The 22,911-nt window shown below is 41.5% G+C and carries 14 protein-coding genes; 13 read left to right on the top strand and 1 reads right to left on the bottom strand.

What is annotated here, in order from left to right; genetic code table 11:
* Positions 1-71 precede the first annotated feature (71 nt).
* Positions 72-1,040: a LacI family DNA-binding transcriptional regulator gene (locus PAENI_RS09340; protein WP_149645052.1), complete on the bottom strand. Its 969-nt coding sequence runs from the start codon at positions 1,038-1,040 to the stop codon at positions 72-74.
* Between the two features lie 113 nt (positions 1,041-1,153).
* On the opposite strand from PAENI_RS09340, the gene PAENI_RS09335 reads away from it, so the two are divergent.
* From PAENI_RS09335 to PAENI_RS09275, 13 genes are all read left to right on the top strand, one after another.
* Entirely contained in the window at positions 1,154-2,566 is a 1,413-nt protein-coding gene (locus PAENI_RS09335) for a glycoside hydrolase family 1 protein (RefSeq protein ID WP_149645051.1), read from the top strand.
* Between the two features lie 208 nt (positions 2,567-2,774).
* Entirely contained in the window at positions 2,775-4,646 is a 1,872-nt protein-coding gene (locus PAENI_RS09330; RefSeq protein ID WP_149645050.1) for a beta-glucoside-specific PTS transporter subunit IIABC, read from the top strand.
* A gap of 280 nt (positions 4,647-4,926) precedes the next feature.
* Entirely contained in the window at positions 4,927-5,766 is an 840-nt protein-coding gene (gene licT / locus PAENI_RS09325) for a BglG family transcription antiterminator LicT (protein ID WP_042191726.1), read from the top strand.
* Between the two features lie 205 nt (positions 5,767-5,971).
* Positions 5,972-6,994 (top strand): ABC transporter substrate-binding protein, encoded by a 1,023-nt coding sequence (locus PAENI_RS09320; RefSeq protein ID WP_042191724.1) that lies wholly within the window; start codon positions 5,972-5,974, stop codon positions 6,992-6,994.
* A complete protein-coding gene (locus PAENI_RS09315; protein ID WP_262495565.1) occupies positions 6,991-9,060 on the top strand; it encodes an iron ABC transporter permease in 2,070 nt (689 codons plus the stop codon). Before PAENI_RS09320 ends, PAENI_RS09315 begins: the two co-directional genes overlap by 4 nt.
* A gap of 550 nt (positions 9,061-9,610) precedes the next feature.
* Positions 9,611-11,683 (top strand): peptidoglycan D,D-transpeptidase FtsI family protein, encoded by a 2,073-nt coding sequence (locus PAENI_RS09310; RefSeq protein ID WP_262495564.1) that lies wholly within the window; start codon positions 9,611-9,613, stop codon positions 11,681-11,683.
* A 177-nt stretch (positions 11,684-11,860) separates the two neighbouring features.
* Positions 11,861-14,524, top strand: a complete 2,664-nt coding sequence (locus PAENI_RS09305; protein ID WP_188114514.1) for a copper amine oxidase N-terminal domain-containing protein — start codon at positions 11,861-11,863, stop codon at positions 14,522-14,524.
* 243 nt (positions 14,525-14,767) lie between these two features.
* The gene (locus PAENI_RS09300) at positions 14,768-15,694 is read left to right on the top strand and encodes an EamA family transporter (RefSeq protein ID WP_149645080.1); all 927 of its coding nucleotides are present in this window, start codon (positions 14,768-14,770) and stop codon (positions 15,692-15,694) included.
* 159 nt (positions 15,695-15,853) lie between these two features.
* On the top strand, positions 15,854-16,642 hold the full coding sequence (locus tag PAENI_RS09295) for an isocitrate lyase/PEP mutase family protein (protein ID WP_149645047.1): 789 nt from the start codon (positions 15,854-15,856) through the stop codon (positions 16,640-16,642).
* A 7-nt stretch (positions 16,643-16,649) separates the two neighbouring features.
* Positions 16,650-17,714, top strand: a complete 1,065-nt coding sequence (locus PAENI_RS09290) for a bifunctional transcriptional activator/DNA repair enzyme AdaA (protein ID WP_149645046.1) — start codon at positions 16,650-16,652, stop codon at positions 17,712-17,714.
* A gap of 194 nt (positions 17,715-17,908) precedes the next feature.
* Positions 17,909-19,438: a response regulator gene (locus tag PAENI_RS09285; protein ID WP_149645045.1), complete on the top strand. Its 1,530-nt coding sequence runs from the start codon at positions 17,909-17,911 to the stop codon at positions 19,436-19,438.
* Between the two features lie 28 nt (positions 19,439-19,466).
* Positions 19,467-21,272, top strand: coding sequence for a sensor histidine kinase (locus PAENI_RS09280; RefSeq protein WP_076285332.1), 1,806 nt, complete (start codon positions 19,467-19,469; stop codon positions 21,270-21,272).
* Positions 21,273-21,287: 15 nt separating this feature from the next.
* Positions 21,288-22,826 (top strand): response regulator transcription factor, encoded by a 1,539-nt coding sequence (locus PAENI_RS09275; RefSeq protein WP_149645044.1) that lies wholly within the window; start codon positions 21,288-21,290, stop codon positions 22,824-22,826.
* Positions 22,827-22,911: the final 85 nt, after the last annotated feature.

The raw sequence follows: 22,911 nt of genomic DNA, 5'->3' as shown, positions 1-22,911 counted from the left end.
CTTTGACCGCTTTTTCCCATAATTCTAATTGATAAAAGTGCTAAAAACAAAATCTTTAGCGGTTGGGCAAACTAAGTAGTCTCTCGTTCCACCAATGTAAACGAAAGTGGCTGCAGCTCCATATCCCGCTCAAGCAGAACTGGAGCTAGCAGAAGAAAAGCGTTCTCCGCTTGTCCCGCAATCGGATTCAGAATGGTCGTGATTCCAAGAGTTCGCGATAGCTCTGAATTATCAAAACCAACGATGGCGAGATCCCCGGGCACGTCCAATTTCTGCCTGCGTGCTTCGTTGAGAATACCCGCTGCCACCAAATCATTGGAGCACAGAATCGCATCTGGCCGGTCTGTTTCATCCATAAGGGAGCGCAGCAACTGCTCTCCGTCGTGGATACTGTAAATCGTAGAGTAATACCATTTCTCCATAACGGGAAGATTATATTTGGTCATGATTTGCTCATAGGCCAGGCGTCTACTATGGGTATTAATGCTGCTGGGACGGCCAAAAGCATTAGCGATGCGCTTATACCCCCGCTCTATCAAATGCTCCAAAGCGAGTGTGTATCCATCATATTGGTTCATGGCAACGGACGGTATTTCAGGATGGTCCATACGCTGCCAGGATACGATGGGTCCATATTTGCAGTAGGAAGAGATAACATTTTGTTCGTTGACGGAGGTTAGGATGAGCAGGGCGTCGACCCGTTTCATTTTGAGATCTTCAAAAGCCTGAAGCTCCTTCTGCTTATCCCCGCCGGTAGTATAAATAATCGTCTGGTATCCGTAACGACCTGAAATTTCGACGAAGCTGTTCATAAAACTCAGAATAAGCTCGTTTAGGTCCATGGTGATCATGCCGATTTGTTGTGTTTGACCTTTGGATAAAGAAATGGCATTTCGGTTAGGAACATAGTCCGTTTCTTTCATGATGGCGAGAATTTTCTCACGAGTCTCCTTGCTAACATGAGGCGATTGGTTCAGGACGCGGGACACCGTGGCTTTGGAAAAGCCCGATAGCTTAGCAATTTCGTCAAGAGTGGACATCGGCTTGTTCTCCTTCACATGATTAGTACTTGACATGTAACGCGTTCCAAGGTTTAGGATTCGAATTAGAACAGTAATCCTATACTATCACAATAGCAAAGGCGGGAAAAAATATGGAATTGCAATTTCCAAAAGGATTCTTATGGGGCGGTGCTGTAGCAGCCAATCAGCTTGAAGGGGCGTATCAGGAGGATGGTAAAGGATGGTCCACCCAAGATGTTATGCCGAAGGGGATTAAGTCTGTGCCTACAGAGGTTCCTACCGACGATAATATGAAGCTGGTGGGAATCGATTTCTATCACCGATATAAAGAAGATATTAAGCTGTTCGCGGAAATGGGCTTTAAAGTGTTCCGGACGTCTATTGCCTGGTCCCGGATTTTTCCGAAAGGGGACGAGCTGGAGCCCAATGAAATAGGTCTGCAGTTTTACGACGACCTGTTCGATGAGTGTCATAAATACGGCATCGAGCCACTGGTGACTATCTCCCATTATGAGACTCCGCTGCATCTGGCACGAGAATATGATGGATGGGTTAACCGTAAGATGGTGGATTTTTACGAGCGCTATGTGAGAACGATATATAATCGTTACAAGAACAAGGTTAAATATTGGCTGACCTTTAACGAGATTAACTCCATTCTTGAGTTCCCATTTATGAGTGGCGGGATCAATACGCCGTTGGAGAAATTGAGCAAGCAGGATCTGTATCAGGCCATTCATCATGAGTTCGTAGCAAGTGCTCTGGCTGTGAAGATCGGCCATGAAATCAATCCTGATTTCCAAATCGGGTGTATGGTGCTCAGTATGCCGATTTATCCGCTCACTCCGCATCCGGACGATTTGATCAAGGCCATGCAAAGTGATCACAAAAATATGTTCTTTGCGGATGTTCATGCTAGAGGGTATTACCCTGGCTATATGAAGCGGTTCTTCAAAGAAAATGGGATTCACATTCATTTTGAACCAGGGGACGAAGAGATTCTGAAGCATACTGTGGATTTCATATCGTTCAGTTACTATATGAGCACTTGTGAAACGGCTGATCCAGAGAAACAGATCAGAGGAGAAGGGAACCTGCTGGGTGGGGTGCCTAATCCGTATCTGGAAGCGAGCGAATGGGGCTGGCAGATCGACCCACAAGGCTTGCGTTATGTTATGAATATGTTCTACGACCGATATCAGAAACCGCTGTTTATCGTGGAAAATGGTCTTGGCGCTGTCGATCAGCTGGTATTAGATGGGAACGGCGAAAAGGTAATAAACGACGACTATCGGATCAATTATTTACGAGATCATCTGGTTCAGGTCGCGGAGGCTATTGCCGACGGAGTGGAAGTCATGGGCTATACAAGCTGGGGCTGCATCGACTTGGTTAGCGCAACGAGCGCCGAACTAAAGAAACGTTATGGCTTCATTTATGTGGACCGTCATGATGATGGTTCAGGTACTCTTGAACGATACCGGAAGAAGTCCTTCCACTGGTACAAAGAAGTGATTGAATCAAATGGACAGAACCTGTTCTAGGATGTCGGTTGACATCATGAATTGAACATGTTAATTTGTAAATAACAATTAATCGGATATCAGGATTGCTACTGCATAGCAGGCAAAACCTAAGTTTCATTTATGTTTACGGGAGATTTCTCTCTCGTGCATGAATGTGATTTAGGTTTTTTTGCGTTCATTCCTTCTCGATTGATTAATATATCGGTTACCAAAGGGGTGTAGGATAATGAGTTATGAACAGCTAGGTAAAGACATCATTCAATCTGTCGGTGGAGAGGAAAATATTAACAACGTAATTCACTGTGCTACTCGACTAAGATTCACGCTTAATGATGAACAGAAAGTTGATAAAGAAAAGCTGGATAAAATGGAAGGGATTATTGGTGCAGTTAGCAAAGGGGGACAATTCCAAGTCATTGTGGGTACCCATGTTGCTGATGTTTATAAAGAGATAAGCAAATCCATATCCCCTAGTAGTAATTCTGGCGATAATACGGTTAAGAAACCTATAGGAACCCTGATTTTTGATGTGATTTCTAGAAGCTTCTCGCCTTTAATTGGTGCCTTAGCGGGTGCGGGTATGTTGAAAGCGCTATTAACTGTACTGACTTCGTTACATGTTTTAGCGGCGGATGGAGAAACTTACAAAGTATTAGCCGGCGCTAGTAATGCTGTGTTTTACTTTCTGCCAATTTTCCTAGGCATTACGTTATCGATTAGACTTGGTGTAAATGCTTATGTAGGGGGCGCTATCGGTGCGGCCTTACTCGAACCTAATATTACGGGATTAGCCAGTGTTGAATCTCCACATTTTCTAGGTATTCCTTTAGTAATGTCGGATTATTCATCGAGCGTTTTTCCGATTTTCATCGCCATCTGTATATATGCTTTACTAGATAAGCAACTAAGAAAATTTATACACAAGGATTTACAATTGTTCTTGGTACCTATGTTATGTTTGATGTTAATTGTTCCTTTAACCATTTTGGTTTTCGGACCGTTTGGAGTGAATGTAGGGAACTTAATCGGAGATGCTATTGTGTTCCTCAGCAGTAAGAGTGGTATTATTACGGGTGCAATTGTGGGGATTTCCTGGACGTACCTGACCGTGCTCGGTTTGCACTGGGGACTCGTTCCGATTATTCTTGAAAACATTGCTAAGGGTGGAGATCCGATCTATGCAATGGCAGGTATGGCTATTTTCGCTCAACTTGGTGTCGCCTTAGGGATTTTCTTGAAAACAAAAGACAAAAAGTTGAAAACATTGGCAGGAAGCACCTTTTTACCTGGCGCGCTCTCAGGCGTAACTGAACCTATTATTTACGGATTGTTGACACGTTACAAACGGACTTTTATTTATGTATCCATTGCCGGTGGTCTAGGTGGAGCAATGTCGGGTCTTGCTGGTGTAAAAATGGAAGTATTCGCATTTGTGAGCGTATTAAGTCTTCCAGCATTCAATCCTTTGGCTATTCAAGCGATCATAGCTCTTGGGACGATTATATTGGCTATGGTGATTACGATGTTCTTTGGTTTTGAAGACAAAAAGAAAGTTAATGTTGTAGAAGAAACATCGAATGGTGTAGAAGAAAAGACGAATACGATTACTGAAAAGAGCGAGAATATTCTCCCACACGCTGTAAAAAGTACAACGGTTGTAAGCCCTCTTGCTGGTAACGTAATCCCTCTATCCTCAGTAGATGATGCTGCATTTGCTTCTGAAGCAATGGGGAAGGGTATGGCAATCGAACCCTCAGAAGGTAAGCTGTACTCCCCGGTAAGCGGGGTTGTATCCACCATTTTCAGAACAGGTCATTGTATTGCAGTTGTATCGGATGATGGCGTTGAAGTTCTAATCCATATCGGTATAGAAACTGTGAAGTTAAAAGGGAAATACTTTGATGTGAAAGTGGAAGAAGGAGCAACGGTTAAACAGGGGGATTTACTGATTGAATTTGATCTCGAACAAATAAAAAATGAAGGCTATCAAAGCACAACGCCGATCATTATCACCAATACAGCTAACTATAGTGACGTCATTGGCACCAAGAAAGCAGCGATCACACCGGGGGAAGATTTGATGACTGTTGTCGTTTGATTTAATGGCAGGCCATAAGAATTAACACGAAATCGATCTCTTAGTATGGATGCTGAGAGGTCGATTTTTTTTATGAAAAACATTATAAAAATATAGCTAGCTGCGCATAATGGAAAGGATTGTTAGATGCTTGTCGATTAAATAAGTCCATGGTATGATTTTTATAAATTAATAATTGTGGATTGTTACTGGTCGTGCAGGCAAAACCCGAAGTTAAGCCATTTGTTAATGGTTACTTTTGGTTTTGCCTTTTTTAATTTTTGGTACAAGGGGTTGCAGTATGCGGATCGAAAAAGTGTTAAACAACAATGTTGTTACTGTCATAGATGATCTTAATTTTGAACTGGTAGTCATGGGAAGAGGACTTGCCTTTAAGAAAAAACAAGGGGACTATTTAGAAGAAGACAAAATTGAAAAGATCTTCACTTTAAGCAATCAAAAGCTTTCTGATAAGCTAAAAACACTGCTTTCTGAGATTCCAATAGAGCATATGGAGCTTTCAGAAGAGATTATCAATTTCGCCAAGCTGCAACTAGGTAAAATGCTGGATGATAGTATCTACATCAGTCTGACCGATCATATCAGCTTTGCGTTAGAGCGATTCTCAAAAGGAATGAAGATTAAAAACGCCATGCTTTGGGAGATCAAAAAGTTCTATAAGGAAGAATATGAGGTTGGGAAAGCTGCACTTCAAATTATTCATTCAAAGTTTGGCATTATGCTTCCCGAGGATGAGGCTGGACATATTGCTCTCCATCTGGTGAATGCTGAACTGAATGAAGAGATGCCGAATATGGTCAATATTACGAAGATTATGAATGACATCTTAAATATCGTGAAGCATCATTTTAGACTAGAGTATGATGAGGAGTCACTCGCTTATTATCGGTTTATCACTCACTTGAAATTTTTTGCCCAACGTCTCATTAATGGCACTCCACCGCCGGATAATGAGAATGGCCTATTTAATTTAGTGAAGGAGCAATACAAAGAAGCTTTCGCCAGCGTTGAGAAAATAAAAATCTATATTGATAAAACATACAATCGTGAATTAACAAATGATGAAATGTTGTATCTCACCATACACATTGAAAGAATTACAAACCAAAAAATGGAGTAGCAAACATCCTAATGATCAAGGAAGCCCTTGATTTATTAGGATTTTTTTTAGAAAAAAGTCCAGCTATATTAAATTTTAACTTTGACTTTCGGTGGAATCACGTATAAGATAACTATTATGTTATCTATGATAATCATTATCAATAGAATGATAACAATTATCATAGAATATAACTTCGAGCGTTATATACAGGGGGATAAAGAGAATGCACAAAAGGTTAATTAGTTTATTTATGGTTATTGCTATCATATTGGTAGTATCAGGCTGTGGTACTAACCAAAAGAATAATTCAACATCAAACACGGGAGCAAATGACAAACCAGCTTCTGAAAACGCAAGTAGTGAATCTACAAGCGGTCCGATCGTATTAAAAGATTCTAAAGGCGAGGTTAAGCTGGATAAGCCTGCGCAAAAGGTTGTAGTTCTGGAGTGGACATTTACGGAAGATATTATTGCGCTCGGAATGCAGCCGGTGGGGAATGCCGATAACGAAAATTACAAGTTATATGTAACTTCTGAAGTGCCACTCGATGCAAGCGTAACGGATGTTGGTTCACGTGATGAGCCGGATCTAGAGACCATTGCTTCATTAAAGCCAGATTTGATTATTGCGAATACGGGCGGACACGAAGGAATTTATGATCAATTAAAAGGCATCGCTCCAACACTGATTTTCGGTCTGTATCCGGAAGAAGGACAAGGCAATCAGTATACGTTGATGGAAGATACTTTCAAAACAATTGCAGCGGCTGTAGGTAAAACCGCGGAAGGCGATAAGGTTCTTGCTGACCTGGATGCACATTATGCGGAAGCGAAGGCAAAGCTGGCTGAAGCAGGTAAAGAAGGCTTGAATTACGTGCTGACGCAAGCTTACAGCTATCAGAATGCGGCAACATTGCGTCTTTTTACAGATAACTCACTTGCTGTACAAACATTGGAACGGATTGGTTTGAAGAACGACTGGAAACCCGAAAAATTCGAAGCTTACGGATTCACTACATCAACGGTTGAAGCATTGCCGGCTGTTCAGGATACTAACCTGATGTATATCGTTCAGAAGGATGATAATATTTTCACGAAAGAGCTGAAGGATAATTCCGTGTGGAACGGCCTTAACTTTGTGAAAGAAAATCGTACCTTCGGATTGAGCAGTACTACTTGGGTGTTCGGCGGTCCGATATCCTCCAAAGTTATCGTGGATGAAGTTATAAATACATTAACGAAATGAGTGCTTTTATGAACGGGAAGAGCAGCAAAGAAGCCTCAAGTGGAATGACTTGGCGAATCATTGGAATATTTGGGGGCGGCCTTGCCGCCCTCTTTGTTCTGTCCATTCTAAGCCTAGGCTTCGGTGAAGCCAAAATCCCTGCAGCTATGGTATTGGAGGGATTGCTAAATCGTCAGGATGTGATGGAACATAATCTGCTCTGGGATATCCGGATGCCGCGTACGGTGATTGGCCTACTGGCTGGGGCCGCTCTAGCTGCGGCTGGAGCATTATTGCAAACGATAACGAAGAACCCGCTTGCTTCCTCAGATACATTGGGGATTAATGCTGGAGCTTATTTTATGGTTGTCCTAGGTATGGTTACTTTTCCAGCTTTGCAGCATGAGTTCCCATTTTTGCTTGCAGTAGCAGGGGGGCTGCTTGCTGCACTGGCTGCCTATTTGTTGAGTGGTGGTAAGGGGGCCACGCCTGTCCGATTAGCTTTATCAGGTATGATCGTGTCTATGGTTCTCGGCGCGTTTACATCGGCCCTACATATTTTTAACAAGAACGAAACGCAAAACCTATTTTTATGGGGCTCAGGCTCACTGATTCAGCTAGATTGGGACGGTGTTAAGTATGCCTGGCCTTTTGTTATTCCATTGCTAATAGCAGCTATGCTCGCAGGTAGGCATTTTGACGCGTTGGAGCTTGATGAGTCCACTGCTCGTTCACTCGGGCAACGTGTTGGATTGACACGGGGGTTAGGTCTAGGTTTATCTGTATTGTTGGCTGCGGTCGTGGTCAGCGTGGTCGGTCCGATCGGATTTGTTGGTCTGGTGGCTCCTCATCTGGTTCGGCTTAGCGGTATTCGAAAGCATCACCTGCTCATTCCTGCAAGTGCGCTGTGGGGAGCACTGCTCATTACGGCAGCGGATACGCTTGCGCGTATGGTTCGTAGCAGTGTAGGTGAGATGCCAGTTGGGGCGGTTATGGCGATTATTGGAGCACCTTGGCTCATATGGCTGGTGCTCACCAAGATGAAGAATATATCGGGTTCAGGCTCAGGTCAGTCATCTATGAATATAGGTGGAACTGCGCTTCGGATGCGCTTTGTTCCGGCGGTGATAACCATGACCGTACTGCTCGTTGCGGTTATCCTTGTGAGTTTGTCACTTGGGGGAACGAGAATACCGATTAGTGAGCTACTGAGCAGTCTTATCCACAGCGGAGATGGATCTTATTCCGTCCTGCTGAATTTACGGCTTCCGCGTACACTCGTTGCGGCTGGAGGCGGTATCGCGCTTGCCATTAGCGGTGTCTTGATTCAAAGCGCTGTCCGAAATCCGCTGGCTGACGCCTCCATTATTGGTGTGACCTCGGGTGCTGGATTGGGGGCGTTAACCGTAATGGTCGTTTTTCCGGCATTGACGGTATTAGCAGTCCCTATTGCAGCAATTGCGGGTGGTGCTTTGGCTGCAGCCTTTGTGTTTGTTATGGCATGGCGTAGAGCCTTGAATCCATCGGTCCTTATTCTGCTTGGAATTGCAGTCTCGGCAATTGCTTCTGCGGGAATACAGGTCATGATCGTCAAGGGCAGTTTATGGAGCAGCAGCTCCTTAATTTGGTTAACGGGTTCGACTTACGGACGAAGCTGGAATCAATTTAATAGCTTGTTTATCTTCCTGATTGTACTCGTTCCTTTTGCTTATTATTTGGGACGTAGATTCGATTTACTAGCATTTGGCGATGAGAGTTCAACAGGTCTGGGCTTACCCGTTCGCGGAACTCGGCTTTGGGCGATGATTATCGGTGTGATGCTTGCAGCGGGAGCTGTTGCAAGTGTAGGAACCATTGGGTTTCTCGGACTTATGGCGCCCCATGCAGTACGGATGATGATTGGGCATCACACGAGACGATCTATTGTTCTGTCAGGATTACTTGGCGGATTGATGCTCGTGATTGCGGATACGCTGGGTAGAACCATTATGGCGCCGAAAGAAATTCCATCGGGTCTTATAATAATGTTGATCGGAGCTCCGTATTTCCTGTTTTTAATGTATCGGTCGCAAGTCAGAAAGGTGTAAGGTTTTGCTATAAGAAAAAAATCAGGGTTGCCCCATCGGCCATTTTTATGGCTTATGGGGCAACCCTGATTAGTTAGAGCTTACTCGATCTAGAACTCCTCCAACTTCGGTTCATTCGATTAAGACTTTCGCTTATGCTAGCTATCGGACACAGCTGGCCTTAAATACCGCTTTATTTCGCATTTGAAGTGACAACGGACCGCAAAGCCGCTATGGGCATGAAGAGTACTCAATTTGCCCCTCTTCCAAGGGAATAACGTCGCTGGAGTCCGAAACCAAGCTCAAAAGGCTAAACTAAAATCTTGCAAATTAAATTACGTCATCTGGGTCCGTAAGCTTCAGCGAATGATGACAATTCATAGGTGCAGGCTACCACCGCCCAAAAAAACAGAGCAGCGATTCTCCCATCCCGAGGATCGCTGCTTTTTAATTGGATATTATCGATTGTGAACAATTATTTAACTATTATTCTTAATTTTGTATATTTGAGTTTGCTAGTTTATACTTGAATCTTATGTTGTATAATTTTGGGAACAGGGAGTGGGATTATGTGAGATTCTTTGACAAAAAAGGAATACAAGATGATAGCAAAACTATAAATAACTCTAGTGAATTAAGAATCAATATTTTTTTCTTTAGCACTTTTATTATTTTTTGTGTGATTATCCTTCGTCTTGCTGTCTTGCAATTTGTCGAAGGATCTACGCTAACTGAAGCCGAGGCTAATCGGGATACGAAAATAGTGCCATTATCGGCTATCCGAGGGAATATCCTCGCGGTTGAAGGTGAGGAATTGGCGTATTCTACGCCTGTTCAATCTTTATATCTCACCTTACAAAAGGAATATACCGCCACAAAAACAGATGAAACGACAAAAAAAACTACATTAACTACTGAGGCAAATTATAAATCGATGGCACTAGCTAGCAAGTTAGCAGGAGCCTTCGAAACCTATGGTGATCCTAATGATAAAAAAATAACAAAAGAAGAGATCCTTGAGTCTATGGATTTATATTCTAAAAAGTCTTCTGGTTATGTGGCAAGAAGAATTAAATCAGGCTTATCCAAGAAAGAAATCGCTTATTTTTTGGAGCACAAAAACGAATATCCCAATCTTGAGGTGTTAGAGGAGAGTTCTAGGCATTATGATACCGATACGGTGGCTGTACAAGCTGTTGGCTATGTGAAATTTTTTAAATCTTCTACTAGTTTAGATTTTTATAAGGATGTATTTCAGGCAATGAAAAATAATCAGAATCCTGGACTTAACTATAAAGAGGATGAGCTCGTAGGCTTTGATGGCTTGGAGCTGCAATACCAGAAGGAGCTTCGGGGACAGAATGGTTATAAGGAAGTCTCAGTAGATCCGCAGAACATGGCGGAGAAAATCGTCAGTATTGAACCGCCGGTTAAAGGGAGCAATATCTGGACTACGATAAATAAAAAAATTCAGATGAAGACTGAAGAGACTATTAAAGATCAGATTCAGTGGTTGCATTCGCACACAGTACAGGGAGAAACACATCCCGATGCTTTAACAGGTTACGCTGTAGCCATGGAGGTCGATACAGGCAATATTATTACGATGGCGAGTATGCCTGACTATGATACCAATTATTGGGCTACGGGTTCGATATTACCGGAGAAGTACGAACAAATCGAAAAGCATTACCAAAACGGAACGATTACTCCCTTTTCATCAGGAAGATCAGGGCATAATTTCGAGTCCACGGTACTGCTCGGCTCGACAATAAAACCATTAAGTGTACTGATTGGATTAAAAGAGGGATTTATAAATACATCTTCTACTTATCAAGATAAAGGAATCACCTCGTTTGGTAGAGAGGGACATGAGACCTTTGTAAGGAATTCATCGAATCATGTATACAACTCTTTGTATCCTCGCACGGCAATTGAAAAATCTTCAAACGTATATATGGTTGATATGATCGGGAAAAAATTGTACGACAAATACAAGTCTAAGGGTATTGATGTATGGGACACATATATGAAAGAATTCGGCCTTGGTGTTCCAACAGGTATAGGTTTACCTAGAGAATACTTGGGCGATTTGAATTATAAGGTTGAAGCGAAAGCTGGATCAGTTCAGTCTGCGCTTGTATATGCTTCTTTTGGACAGCAAGGGCGTTACACAGTTCTTCAGCTGGCGCAATATACAGCTACTTTAGCCAATGAAGGGCAACGAATCAAACCGCAGTTGGTAAGTAAAATCACTGATTCAAATGGGAAGGTTATCAAAGCGTTCAAACGGGAAGTGCTTGATGAAGTGACCCATTTCGATAAATCCTTTTGGCGGGAAATCAAGAAAGGGATGAACAGTGACGTTAAAAGTGCCTTCGGTGATTTCCCCTATGATTTTGCTCGTAAAACAGGGACTTCACAACAAACGGATGATAAAAAAATTAACCGGGATAACGGAGTGTTCATAGCCTTTGCACCACGTGATAATCCAAAACTTGCTGTGGCTGTAGTCATTCCTGAAGGTGGGTTCGGATCAAATAGCGCCGCACCTGTAGCTAGAAAAATTTTTGATGCTTATGATTGGGAGTATGGATTAGATGGAATTCCGAAAAAAAATATTGTTGAAAATATGAACGATTAATCGAAAGGAGAGAGCACACCGCTCTTTCCTTTTTCTTTTTCCAAGAGGGTTGTGGAGGATGGAGGGGTAGAATCTAGATTATTTTTTTGTAACCAATAAATCATGAAACTTTTATATAATTAGAAGCGTCAAATGAGTAGGTAAAAAATGTATTCGTCATTCCAGGAGGGTGGATCTGTGAAGAAGTTATGGATTTCAATTTTAGTAGTTTTAGTAGTCATTCCGATGATGTTTCAATCCTCTGTGAAGGCTGCTACTCCGATCAGTATTATTATTGACGGGGTTCGATTGTCTACAGATCAAGCACCGGTGATGGTGAATGGGCGGACGATGGTACCGCTGCGGGCTATTTTTGAAGCCTTTAATGCCACCATCAAGTGGAATCAAAAAGCACAAACTGTAACGGCAACTAAAGATGATACAACGATTATGTTAAAGATTGGCGCAAAGACAGCCACAATTAACAATAAAGCTGTAACTCTAGATGTGCCTGGTTTGAATCTGAAGGGGAGAACAATGGTCCCAACAAGGTTCGTCAGTGAAGCACTGGGTCATAAAGTGGGATGGAACCCCAAGACGCAAGTTGTAACCATAACGACTTCATCCTCGAACGTTGGAAATGCAGGCCCCGTATCCAACGTAGTAGCGCAGGATGTGAGTGATTTCGGTGATGGTCGTGATCTTCAGGTTAGTTTCACTCGAGCGGCAAATGAGTCACTAGTGGATCATTACCGTGTTCTGATTGTAAAATCAGGGAATATTCTCAACTTGTCGTCCGCACAAACGATAGCCTCTTACAATTATTCTACTGTATTACCAACAGGTACTAATCCTTCGATTAAATTGACCTCTGCTTCGAGGACTGTTGATGGTGAATTAATTATGAGTAATCAAGCGTATGTGGCTTATGTCTTAACGGTTGGCAAAGGAAGTAATACCAGTACACTTTCTAGTGGGTCCTCCACTATGACACTAGTGAATAAGACTGTCGCAGTAATCAACAATGTACAAGTAAATGATATAAGTGATTTTGGGGATGGAAGAGATTTATCGGTTAGCTTCAATAAGCTGTCAGATGAGTCGAAGATAAGTTCTTATCGGATATTCGTTGTCAAAGCTACTAATTATTCGAATTTTAATTTAGCGGCAGCAAATAATGTGTCCAGTGCTAATTACACGCTAGTCAGCAAGACGGGTAATAATATCACCCAAATTTTATCTTCAGGAGCCAGAGATGTGGACGGAGCTCTTGTTAAAACAGGCGTGAGCTACAGAGTGTTTGTCGTGGCGATTGATAGCAGTAATGCAGCAAATAATGTGTTGTCTTCTGTTTCATCTGCAATAACGCTGTCCAACATAGGGGTCTCTAACTTAAGTGTTAGCGACGTTAACAACTATAATGATGGCCGAGATTTGAGGGTGTCATTTACTCATGCGACGGACGAAACCTATATCAGCCAGTACCGAATCATGGTAGTTCCGACGTCATATTACAGCAGCTTTAGTGTAGCCGAAGCTAATAATGTATCAAGTAGCTACTATACAGCGGTGAGTACAACTGGTACTACAACCAATCAAGTATTGAGCTCGTCAACCAAAGATGTACGTGGAGCTTTGATAAAGAATGGAGTCAACTATAAAGTATATATCTTATCTATTGGAAGCGGCAGTAATACAGGAGGCAATGTGCTTTCGTCTCCTTCATCGGTCATTACGTTGTTGAATGATTCCAGTGTGAGTATCGTCTCAAACTTGAGTGTCAGCGACGTTAACGACTATGGTGATGGCCGAGATCTGAGAGTGTCATTCACTCATTCGACGGACGAAACCTATATTAGCCAGTACCGAATTATGGTAGTACCTACATCCTATTACAGTAGCTTTAGTTTAGCCGAAGCCAATAATGTATCAAGTAGCAATTATACATCGGTGAGCACATCCGGGTCTTCTACCAGTCAAGTATTAAATTCTTCAACTAGAGACGTTCTCGGAGCTTTGATAAAGAATGGAACTAGCTATAGAGTGTATGTGTTATCCATCGGAAGCGGGATTTATTGGGATTCGAATGTGCTCTCTTCCGCTTCATCGGTCATTACATTGTTGAATGATGCTAGCGTAAAAGCTGTTACAAACTTGAGTGTTAGCGATGTTAATGACTATGGCGATGGCCGAGATTTGAAGGTGTCGTTTAGCCATGCCACAGATGAAACGTACATTAACCAATACCGAATTATGGTGGTACCTACGTCATATTACAGCAGCTTTAGCCTATCCGAAGCGAATAATGTATCCAGTTCTAACTACACTTCGGTAAGTACATCAGGCAACAGTACCAGTCAAGTATTAGAATCCTCAGCCAGAGACGTACGTGGCAATTTGATAAAGGCTGGAACCAGCTATAAAGTGTATGTGTTATCTAGCGGTAGTGGGAATTATGCCGGTCCAAATGCTTTGTCCTGGGAGTCATCGGTCATTACGTTGTCTACGACTAAGAGCCCAGTGATCTCTGTAACTAATGTAACGTATAAAGAGGATAACGGTAGAATCCTGATCAGTTTCGTCAAATCAGCTAATGAGTCCAACATTTCAGAATACCGAGTGTTGGTGGTTCCTTCCAAACAAGGTTTTGGTTCTGCGGATGCTATTGAGGTGAAGTCCTCGTATTACACGTCTGTAACCCCTAACGGGACGAATCCTTCAATATTCACTGCGACAAGGGATGTTAACGGCGATTCAATTGTTAAAGGTGTCAAATATAAAGTGTATGTTCTTGCTGTAGCCAATAATAGTGGTGTACAGAATGGTGGTCTTTCAAATTCAACAGAAGAGTTTGAAATATAACCGAAATTAAGTTATTGTAAACATTTCAAGTTGACACCCTGTGTGATTTATCATATTATAATTCGTATTGTTATAAGTAAATAAACCAAACTCTATCCAGTGGATGGAGTGGCGGAATTTTGTCAAAGATGTATTCTTTGGTTTCAGTCGCCCCTTGTCATTTCGATGACAAGGGGCTTTATTATGTGATTTGGACGGTTCAATAGGACGGTTCAACAGAAAGGAAAGAAGATTACGATGAATATGAAGTTACTCAAATATGCTTTACTAGTATTTATAGGAGCATGTAGTTATGGATCGCTGTCTACGATCGTCAAGCTTGGAATGAACGATGGATTTAGAATGCAGCAACTGGTCGGGTCGCAATACTTTTTTGGATGGTGCATGTTGCTCTTGTTAGTTGTATTATTTTCCCGGAAAAAACTCGGATTAAAGGTAGGTGCTTCGTTATTAGGCGCGGGGATTACCATTAGTATGACGGGTATTTTCTATGGGTTTGCCGTTGAACAATTACCTGCTTCGATTGCGATCGTTCTCTTATTCCAATTTACTTGGATTGGTGTGATTCTGGAGGCTGTTGTAGATAGAAAATGGCCTAGTCGAGAGAAAATAAGTTCAATGGTTATCCTTCTGATAGGAACCATATTAGCTGGGGGGATTCTAGAACCTAGTGTAGGCGAAATGACTACGAGTGGTATTGTTTTCGGTTTGATGTCTGCGGTGTCGTTTGCCTTTTATATTTTTGTTAGTGGAAGAGTGGCTACTCAGGTACCTGCTGTGAATAAAAGCTTGTATATGACTACAAGTGCAATGATTATTATTATGGTTGTTTTTTCCCCTTCCTTTATTTATGACGGAGCACTTACAGATGGACTTTGGAAGTATGGTCTTCCTTTAGGGTTGCTTGGTATAGTTATTCCTGTGCTTTTCTTTTCTATTGGTGTTCCGAAACTGGGATCAGGTCTGGGAACGATTCTTGGTGCGGCGGAGTTGCCGGCAGCTGTAGTAGCCTCCGTGTTAGTCCTGCAAGAAGAAGTGTCTTTGCTTCGGTGGGTTGGAATTTTCGTTGTTCTGATCGGAATCGCGGCACCTCAAATCATACCGATGGGAACAGGGAAAAAGTCACCCAAACCATCCTCCAAACCATCACTCCGTAAGGTAGAACTTTAAACTGTATACTAACATCGATGGTATGATCAGGTCCTTATAGGATGAGATCATCAATCGGTGTTTTTTTTTGAGAAAAAAGATTGGTGTTAATTTTTCTGGTATAGCGAATCATTGTCTATTATATAGTGGTGCTATTCTATTTAATGGAGATGACCACTGATGAACAGAAATGACTATGACTATTTTAAGTCTTTGCACGATCAAAAAAATCCGCTAATGCTATATAACTGCTGGGATATAGCTTCGGCTAAAGCGATAGAAAAAGCCGGTTCAAAAGCTATAGCCACAAGCAGCTTCGCTATGGCGGATGCATGGGGGTATTCGGATGGTGAACAGCTCTCATTTGAGCAGCTACTGTGGGCTCTTTCTAGAATAGCAGAACATGTATCTGTGCCATTGACGGTAGATATTGAAGGTGGGTATGCTGTAAATGAAGAGTCCTTAGCCAATAACATAGAACAATTATTCCAATTAGATATATGTGGGATCAATTTCGAAGATCAAAAGGTGAATCATCCGAATGATGAATTATGGGCAATCGAGGAACAAAGTCATCGTATTCGAACTATACAGCAAGTGGCAGCCAAACTTCAGAAGAGCGTGTTTATTAACGCCAGAACCGATCTGTTTTTCAAAAATGGGGAGCATTCTTTGGATTTAGTGAATGAAGCAATTGAGCGTACCTGTGCTTACGCTGCTGCTGGAGCGGATGGAATTTTTATACCGGGACTCACCGATCGAAACTTGATTGAATATTTTGTGCAGCAGTCACCACTGCCTGTAAATGTTATGGTAATGGATGGTATGATTTCAAATGTTGAATTGCAAGAGCTTGGCGTAAAAAGAATTAGCTATGGTCCGTATAGTTACTTTCAAGCACAGCATAATCTTCAAGAAGATGCTCGGGCCATTCTGCAGCTACCTGCACATTATTCAGAAATGAGCTAACAACACTATGATCACTAATAAACAGCAAATCGATAAATATTATGAGATGTTAGTCGAAAAAAACTCCAATTATGAAGGTGTATTTTTTGTCGGCGTAAAAACAACAGGTATTATGTGCAGGCCAACTTGCCCCGCTAAAAAGCCTTATAAAGAAAATTGCGAGTTTTTTGCAACAGCCAAAGAAGCTTTGTTAGCGTCATATAGACCTTGTAAAAGATGCCAGCCTTTGTCTAATCCCACGAAAATGTCCTTAGAAGTAAAGCTTCTTGTCGAAGCTATTGAGCATAATCCGGAAAGAAAATGGACCGATAAAGATTTTGATGAGCTGTCGATAAGTGCAAATACAGCACGCCGGCAATTTAAGAAGCAATTTGGGATGACCTTTATTGAATATGCACGTTCCAGACGTTTAGGGCTGGCATTCAAACATATCAGGAATGGGGATTCTATCATAAACGTACAACTGGACAGCGGGTATGATTCGAGTAATGGGTTTAGGGATGCTTTTTCAAGAACGATGGGAACGGTCCCGAATCACTCTAAGCAGATTAAAGTACTGTACTGTACCTGGATAGAAACGATATTAGGGTCTATGCTTGCGATCTCAGATGAAGAGTGCCTTTTACTGCTGGAATTTGTGGATCGAAAGGGACTTGAGAACGAAATTAAGAAATTACGTACTCGCTTGAATGCAACTATTTTGCCTGAAAAAGTACCGGTGCTAGAGCAAATTGAAGAGGAATTAACTCTTTATTTCGTAGGGGGACTTACGGAGTTTAAATCACCGATTCGTTATTTAGGCTCTGATTTTCAGCAAAAGGTATGGAATGAACTTCGAAGAATTCCTGTAGGCCAGACGGTCTCTTACAAGGAGCTTGCAGAGAATATAAACAACCCTTCGGCTTGTCGAGCTGTAGCCAGAGCTAATGGAGCGAATCAATTATCGATCTTGGTTCCGTGTCATCGCGTGATCAATAGTAATGGTGAATTAGGGGGTTACGGCGGCGGCATTGCAAGAAAAGAATGGTTAATCAATCACGAGAACAACCTTAGTTCGAAGGTAGCTTATTAACTAAAAACATACTGAACTCGATGTGTCTGAAAGTCTGGATACGTCGTTTTTTTATGCTTTTACCAGATTTAAAAGTACTGTTTTAAGCAAAAGAAGGAAAAATTATGAATTCACAACAATATCCAATTGTGTTAGCATAATATATATTTTCATAAGAAAGTGCAGCCTTATCTTAAGAGATTGGAGCGAGCATCATGCTGAAGGTTCTGATCGTGGATGATGAGCCCTGGGTACTTGAAGGGCTGAGAACGATGATTGACTGGGAAAAATACGGCTTTGAAGTGTGCGCGGAAGCCCATAATGGCTCAGAAGCTATGAGACTTATACAGGAATATAAACCGGAATTGGTTCTAACTGACATTAATATGCCGGTTATTAATGGTCTCGAGCTTATCACACAGTTGAATGAATTGATGCCAAAGCCTCCGAAATTTGTGGTATTGACCGGGTATGACGATTTTAAACTTGCGCGTACGGCATTGCAGCAACGAGTGAATGACTATTTATTAAAACCTATTGATGATGAAGAAATAGAGTCCTTATTAAGCAGGATTACGCCTATGATCCAAAATGAAATCGCTTCCAATGAGGAGCTTGATAAGAAGCAATTCTTTGTCGTAAATAATATCGTCAACCGCCTAATACAAGGCGAGTATAACGAAAATTTAGAGCTTCTAACCCAGAGCACGTTGAAGCTTCAAGCGAATGCAGAGTTAATGTGTATTCTTATCGAACCAGCCATGTCTATCAATCCATTGCATCCACGGATCGTCGACTATTTTCCCAAGGAATGTATCCGTTTCTTTCAGGATCGATCGGGAAGAACAGGGATCATTCTTGAGTCTGCTTTCATTGGGAATGAGAGTCTGGACGCTATCGTCAACCAGATTCGTTCGGATATCGCTGAACAATTATATGAACCGGTACTCCTAGCGATTAGCACTAGAATGGTAGGCATATGTTCGATTCGAGAAATCTATTTGCAAGCACTTGATGTATGGAAACGAAAGACACATCAGCAGAAGAGGGGGATTTTTTATTATAGCGAGCTTAGGATTCTAAAGAAGAAGGAACACCATGAAGATCACTTCAAACAGCTGATGGATAAGGTCCTGGCAAATGATTTAGAACAGATACAACCTTGTGTAAAAGAAGCGTTCGCCTCTTTCGTAGAGAATCTGTTGACGATTGAGGTCGTGCAAGCCCAGGTGGCTCATTTAGAGCTTACGATCTGTACACTGATAGCCCAAATGAATGGTATCCCGGATACGATGATGATAAAGCTTCAGCAAGAGTATGGAAATCTAGGTGAACTAAATGATTATTTTGTATTAAGCCGTTATGTTCAAAGTCTGTGTATGCTGGCGACGGTCTATCTATCTGAATTAGAGCAGCAGAATGAACAAAATACGATTTACAAGGTGATTCAGTATGTGGATTGTGAATTTCGGAATAAATTGAAGCTTCAGGATTTAGCACGGCAATTTCATATCAATTCTACCTATTTGGGACAGCTATTCAGGAAACAAACGGGTCAGGGCTTTAGTGAATATTTAAATGCCAAAAGGATTGAGGAAGCCAAAAGTCTGCTTAAGCGAACGCAGCTGAAAATATCGGATATTGCGGTGCAGGTGGGATTCTCAAACACAGACTATTTTATTGATAAGTTCAAGCTGATTGTAGGGGTAGTCCCATCGGTTTATAAAAATGAAAATAAAAACTAATAGCTCTAGGGGAAGCAAGGTGTTTCGTATGGAGAGAAAAAAATTCAGATTTAGAAAAGTAGTGAATGACATTCCACTGAACTACAAATTTTCCCTCATTTACGTTATAGGCGTTCTACTCCCTATTATTATTATTAACCTTGTTTTTTTGGATCGGATTTCCGATTTGATCAAATCCAGAGAACAGCAAAACTTAGAAATCTCTTTAGAGAGGGCCAGAAAGGATATTCAAGATTTCATTGAGGGTGGAGTAGCAGTTAGTTATACGCTGTCCTCGGATAAGAATCTGTATGAATTGCTAGAGCGGAGGTATGGGAACTTGATTGAATTTTATGACACCTTCGACGAACAGCTTCGAGATCGGATGAACAGTTATATGCCAGTTAACAATCAACTTGAACGAATTACTGTATTTACGAATAATGACTCCATTGTTTCCGGTAGTAACTATCAGGTCATCACGGACAAGGTAAGGGAGAGTGAGTGGTATAAGCAGTTCAGTGCTGCGAATAAACATATGTTTCTTGCTGCTTATCAAATGAGCGCAGCGCCTAATGTGGCTTCTAATGCCCCGTATTTAAGTGTAATTGAGCGAATGGATGTATACAGCTCACTGAATACCTATGAAAAGCTGCTTAGAATTGACCTGGATCTCAGTAAAATATATGACATTATAATTAGAGAAAAGGATTATTTGAGTCTTTACCTGGTTAACGGGCAGGATGAAATCATTATGTCTGCTCAGAGCGGGTATCAGAGGGGTACGAAGGATCCTTATCCTGTGTTCGAGCTTCAGGATGATGAGCACAAGGAAGACATACATATTGTACCCGTTGGCGGGGCTAGTTATATAAAAAGCTGGCGAATTATAGGGGTTACGCAAGGGGAGCGTATTGCTCAGGCGATTATGGAGATTCGAATTTATGCGGGTATTTTGGCGTCCATTGTCACCTTGCTCACAACCGCCTTTTTATATGTGATGTTAAGATCGTACAATTATCGGGTGAAACGGTTGTCTAGGCATATGCAGAAAGTAACGAATGAGAAATTCGATCTTATTCAAATCGATGAAGGACAAGATGAGATTGGTGACTTGATTCACAACTTTAATAGAATGACCACTAAAATTAATTCTCTAATTAACGATGTATACAAACTAGAGATTCAAAAGAATAACCTGGAGATGGAAAGAGTAAGGGCTGAACTGAATTTTTTGCAAAGTCAGATGAATCCCCATTTTCTCTTCAATACTTTAAATGCCATTTTAGTGGTCTGTACCAAAAATAATTATTCGGACGTTACAGACATCATTAAGAGTTTATCCAAGTTGCTCAGAAGACTACTTAGCTGGAAAGAAGATCTCGTTACATTGGAAGAAGAAATGACGTTCATTGAGATGTATCTGAAAATAGAAAAATTCCGGTTCAGAGATAAATTTGACTATCAATTTGAGATCGATGAGCAGTCGCTGCAATATAAAATTCCAAAGCTAAGCATGCAGCCGTTAGTAGAAAATTCCTGTAAGCATGGTCTGCAGGCCATAGAAGGACTCGGTATCATTAAAGTAAAGACGGAAATCGAGGATGGTCGTTTGCAAGTTACGATTTCAGATAACGGCAAAGGGATCGAACCAAGCCAGCTTAAAGAAATTTTATTTAATGTTCAAAATGAAGAAGCCTCCTCAGGAACGAATATCGGAATCCGCAACGTGTATCGCAGACTGGAACTATATTATGAAGATCAGGTTCGCTTTGAAATCAGCAGTGTCCCGAATGAAGGGACTGTTGTCACGTTTGGCATTCCGCTAAAGCTCCTGGAACGAAAAAATAGCTAGAAGGTGAGGGAGCCTATGAAATACAAAGTATTGTTGATCGATGATGAGCCTAGTGCTCTTGAGGGGATGCAGCTATGGATAGACTGGCAGGCGCTTGGCTTTGAAGTATGTGGAACCTCCAGTAATGGCAAAGAGGGCTTACAGTTAATAAAGCAGCTACTGCCGGATCTTGTCATTACAGATGTAAATATGCCGCTAATGAATGGTCTGGAAATGGTTTCCGCCTGGCAGCAAGAGGAGACTAAACCGATTAAGTTTGCCATACTAAGCGGTTATAGTGAGTTTGAATATGCTAAGACAGCTATACGTTATGGCATTAACCATTATCTGATGAAACCGCTTTTCGAAGAAGAGGCGTCAGAAGAATTGAAGGAGATATATCGGGAATTAGAACAGGAAACTCAGAAGAGAAGCTTAAATCAAATGGCAAACTCAGAGGAAGTTGTCTCTCTTCTTAAGAGCATTCTGAATGAGAAGGCAGAAGATAAGTCAGACTTTACAGTACTTACACGTCTATCGGAAGGCAAAAGCCTTTGGAATATTTGTTTACTACAGACAGACCCGACGATGTATACGGAAATCAGAGAGAAAGCAGTAGCTCTCCTAACGAATACGGAATCGATGTTTCTGATCGATCTGGAGGCTTTTTGCTTTGGAATCGTATACGGCTATCCTTCGGAGTCTGATGAGGGTGCCGCAATATATCCTGCAGTAGCTCCCTTGCTGAATGAACACCCTAAGCAAGCCATGTATATTGCAGTAGGGGATAGCGAGGGCTCTTTGCTTCAAATTGCGAATAGCTACCGAACGGCGAAAGAAGCGTTAATGTATTATTTTTATAATTCGGATCATTCAGGATTCTTGACCTATCAGGGAACCAAAGATAGTCCCTTCAGCTATCACTATGATCAAATTCAACTGATGGATGACTTAATGAGACCCATTAACACACTGGACATAAAAGGCTTTAAACAAGCTGTGGGCTTGGCCTCTCGCAGTTTTCGTGAGATGCGCATCGCTCCAGAGGTTGTGAAGAAGATCGTTATTCATATTATGTATAAGATCGTTGAGTTTACTTCGAAAGCTAGTGAAGTTCAGGTATCCTCCTTGTTAACCCAAATAACAATCCCCGAAATGCGGGACTCGATGATGAAGTTGAACGATTTAATGCGTAATCTTTTATCATGTGGTGAGGCGAGTATTGATATTCTTCTAAAAGAACAAATCCAAAAATCACAGGGGATTGTACAGGAAATCAACAACTATATTGAAGCGCATTATCACGAAAATCTTACAATTAAAAAGCTGTCGGAGGTATTCTTCCTGCATCCAGTGTATCTGGGACAATTATTGATCAAGAAGAATGGCATTCATTTTAATGAGCAACTGCATGACCTCCGGATTAAGGAATCTGCGCGTTTACTTCAACACAATAAGCTGAAAAACTGTGAGATCGCCGAGAAAGTAGGGTATTCCAATTATAGTCAGTTTCTCAAACAATTTGAAAAGAAGATGAAGATGAGCCCTAATGAATTTAAACATACGAATACCTAAACTTTTTGGGGGTACACCTTTAGTTCTGGTGTATTATCAATGGCATCATCACCTCTATAATTTAACTTGTAAGGGCTTACAATAT

The sequence above is a fragment of the Paenibacillus sp. B2(2019) genome (assembly GCF_008370385.1).
In the GTDB taxonomy this organism is placed as follows: Bacteria; Bacillota; Bacilli; order Paenibacillales; family Paenibacillaceae; genus Paenibacillus_AQ.
The sequence above is the reverse complement of the archived record's forward strand: the minus strand, read 5'-3'. Positions and strand labels throughout refer to the sequence as shown.

What these genes read in the sequence shown, in the direction of transcription:
- PAENI_RS09295 (WP_149645047.1), top strand. Translation starts at nt 15,854, where the DNA reads ATGAACAGAAATGACTATGACTATTTTAAGTCTTTGCACGATCAAAAA.
- PAENI_RS09335 (WP_149645051.1), top strand. Translation starts at nt 1,154, where the DNA reads ATGGAATTGCAATTTCCAAAAGGATTCTTATGGGGCGGTGCTGTAGCA.
- PAENI_RS09340 (WP_149645052.1), bottom strand. Translation starts at nt 1,040, where the DNA reads ATGTCCACTCTTGACGAAATTGCTAAGCTATCGGGCTTTTCCAAAGCC.
- PAENI_RS09275 (WP_149645044.1), top strand. Translation starts at nt 21,288, where the DNA reads ATGAAATACAAAGTATTGTTGATCGATGATGAGCCTAGTGCTCTTGAG.
- PAENI_RS09320 (WP_042191724.1), top strand. Translation starts at nt 5,972, where the DNA reads ATGCACAAAAGGTTAATTAGTTTATTTATGGTTATTGCTATCATATTG.
- PAENI_RS09300 (WP_149645080.1), top strand. Translation starts at nt 14,768, where the DNA reads ATGAAGTTACTCAAATATGCTTTACTAGTATTTATAGGAGCATGTAGT.
- licT (WP_042191726.1), top strand. Translation starts at nt 4,927, where the DNA reads ATGCGGATCGAAAAAGTGTTAAACAACAATGTTGTTACTGTCATAGAT.
- PAENI_RS09285 (WP_149645045.1), top strand. Translation starts at nt 17,909, where the DNA reads ATGCTGAAGGTTCTGATCGTGGATGATGAGCCCTGGGTACTTGAAGGG.
- PAENI_RS09280 (WP_076285332.1), top strand. Translation starts at nt 19,467, where the DNA reads ATGGAGAGAAAAAAATTCAGATTTAGAAAAGTAGTGAATGACATTCCA.
- PAENI_RS09290 (WP_149645046.1), top strand. Translation starts at nt 16,650, where the DNA reads ATGATCACTAATAAACAGCAAATCGATAAATATTATGAGATGTTAGTC.
- PAENI_RS09315 (WP_262495565.1), top strand. Translation starts at nt 6,991, where the DNA reads ATGAGTGCTTTTATGAACGGGAAGAGCAGCAAAGAAGCCTCAAGTGGA.
- PAENI_RS09330 (WP_149645050.1), top strand. Translation starts at nt 2,775, where the DNA reads ATGAGTTATGAACAGCTAGGTAAAGACATCATTCAATCTGTCGGTGGA.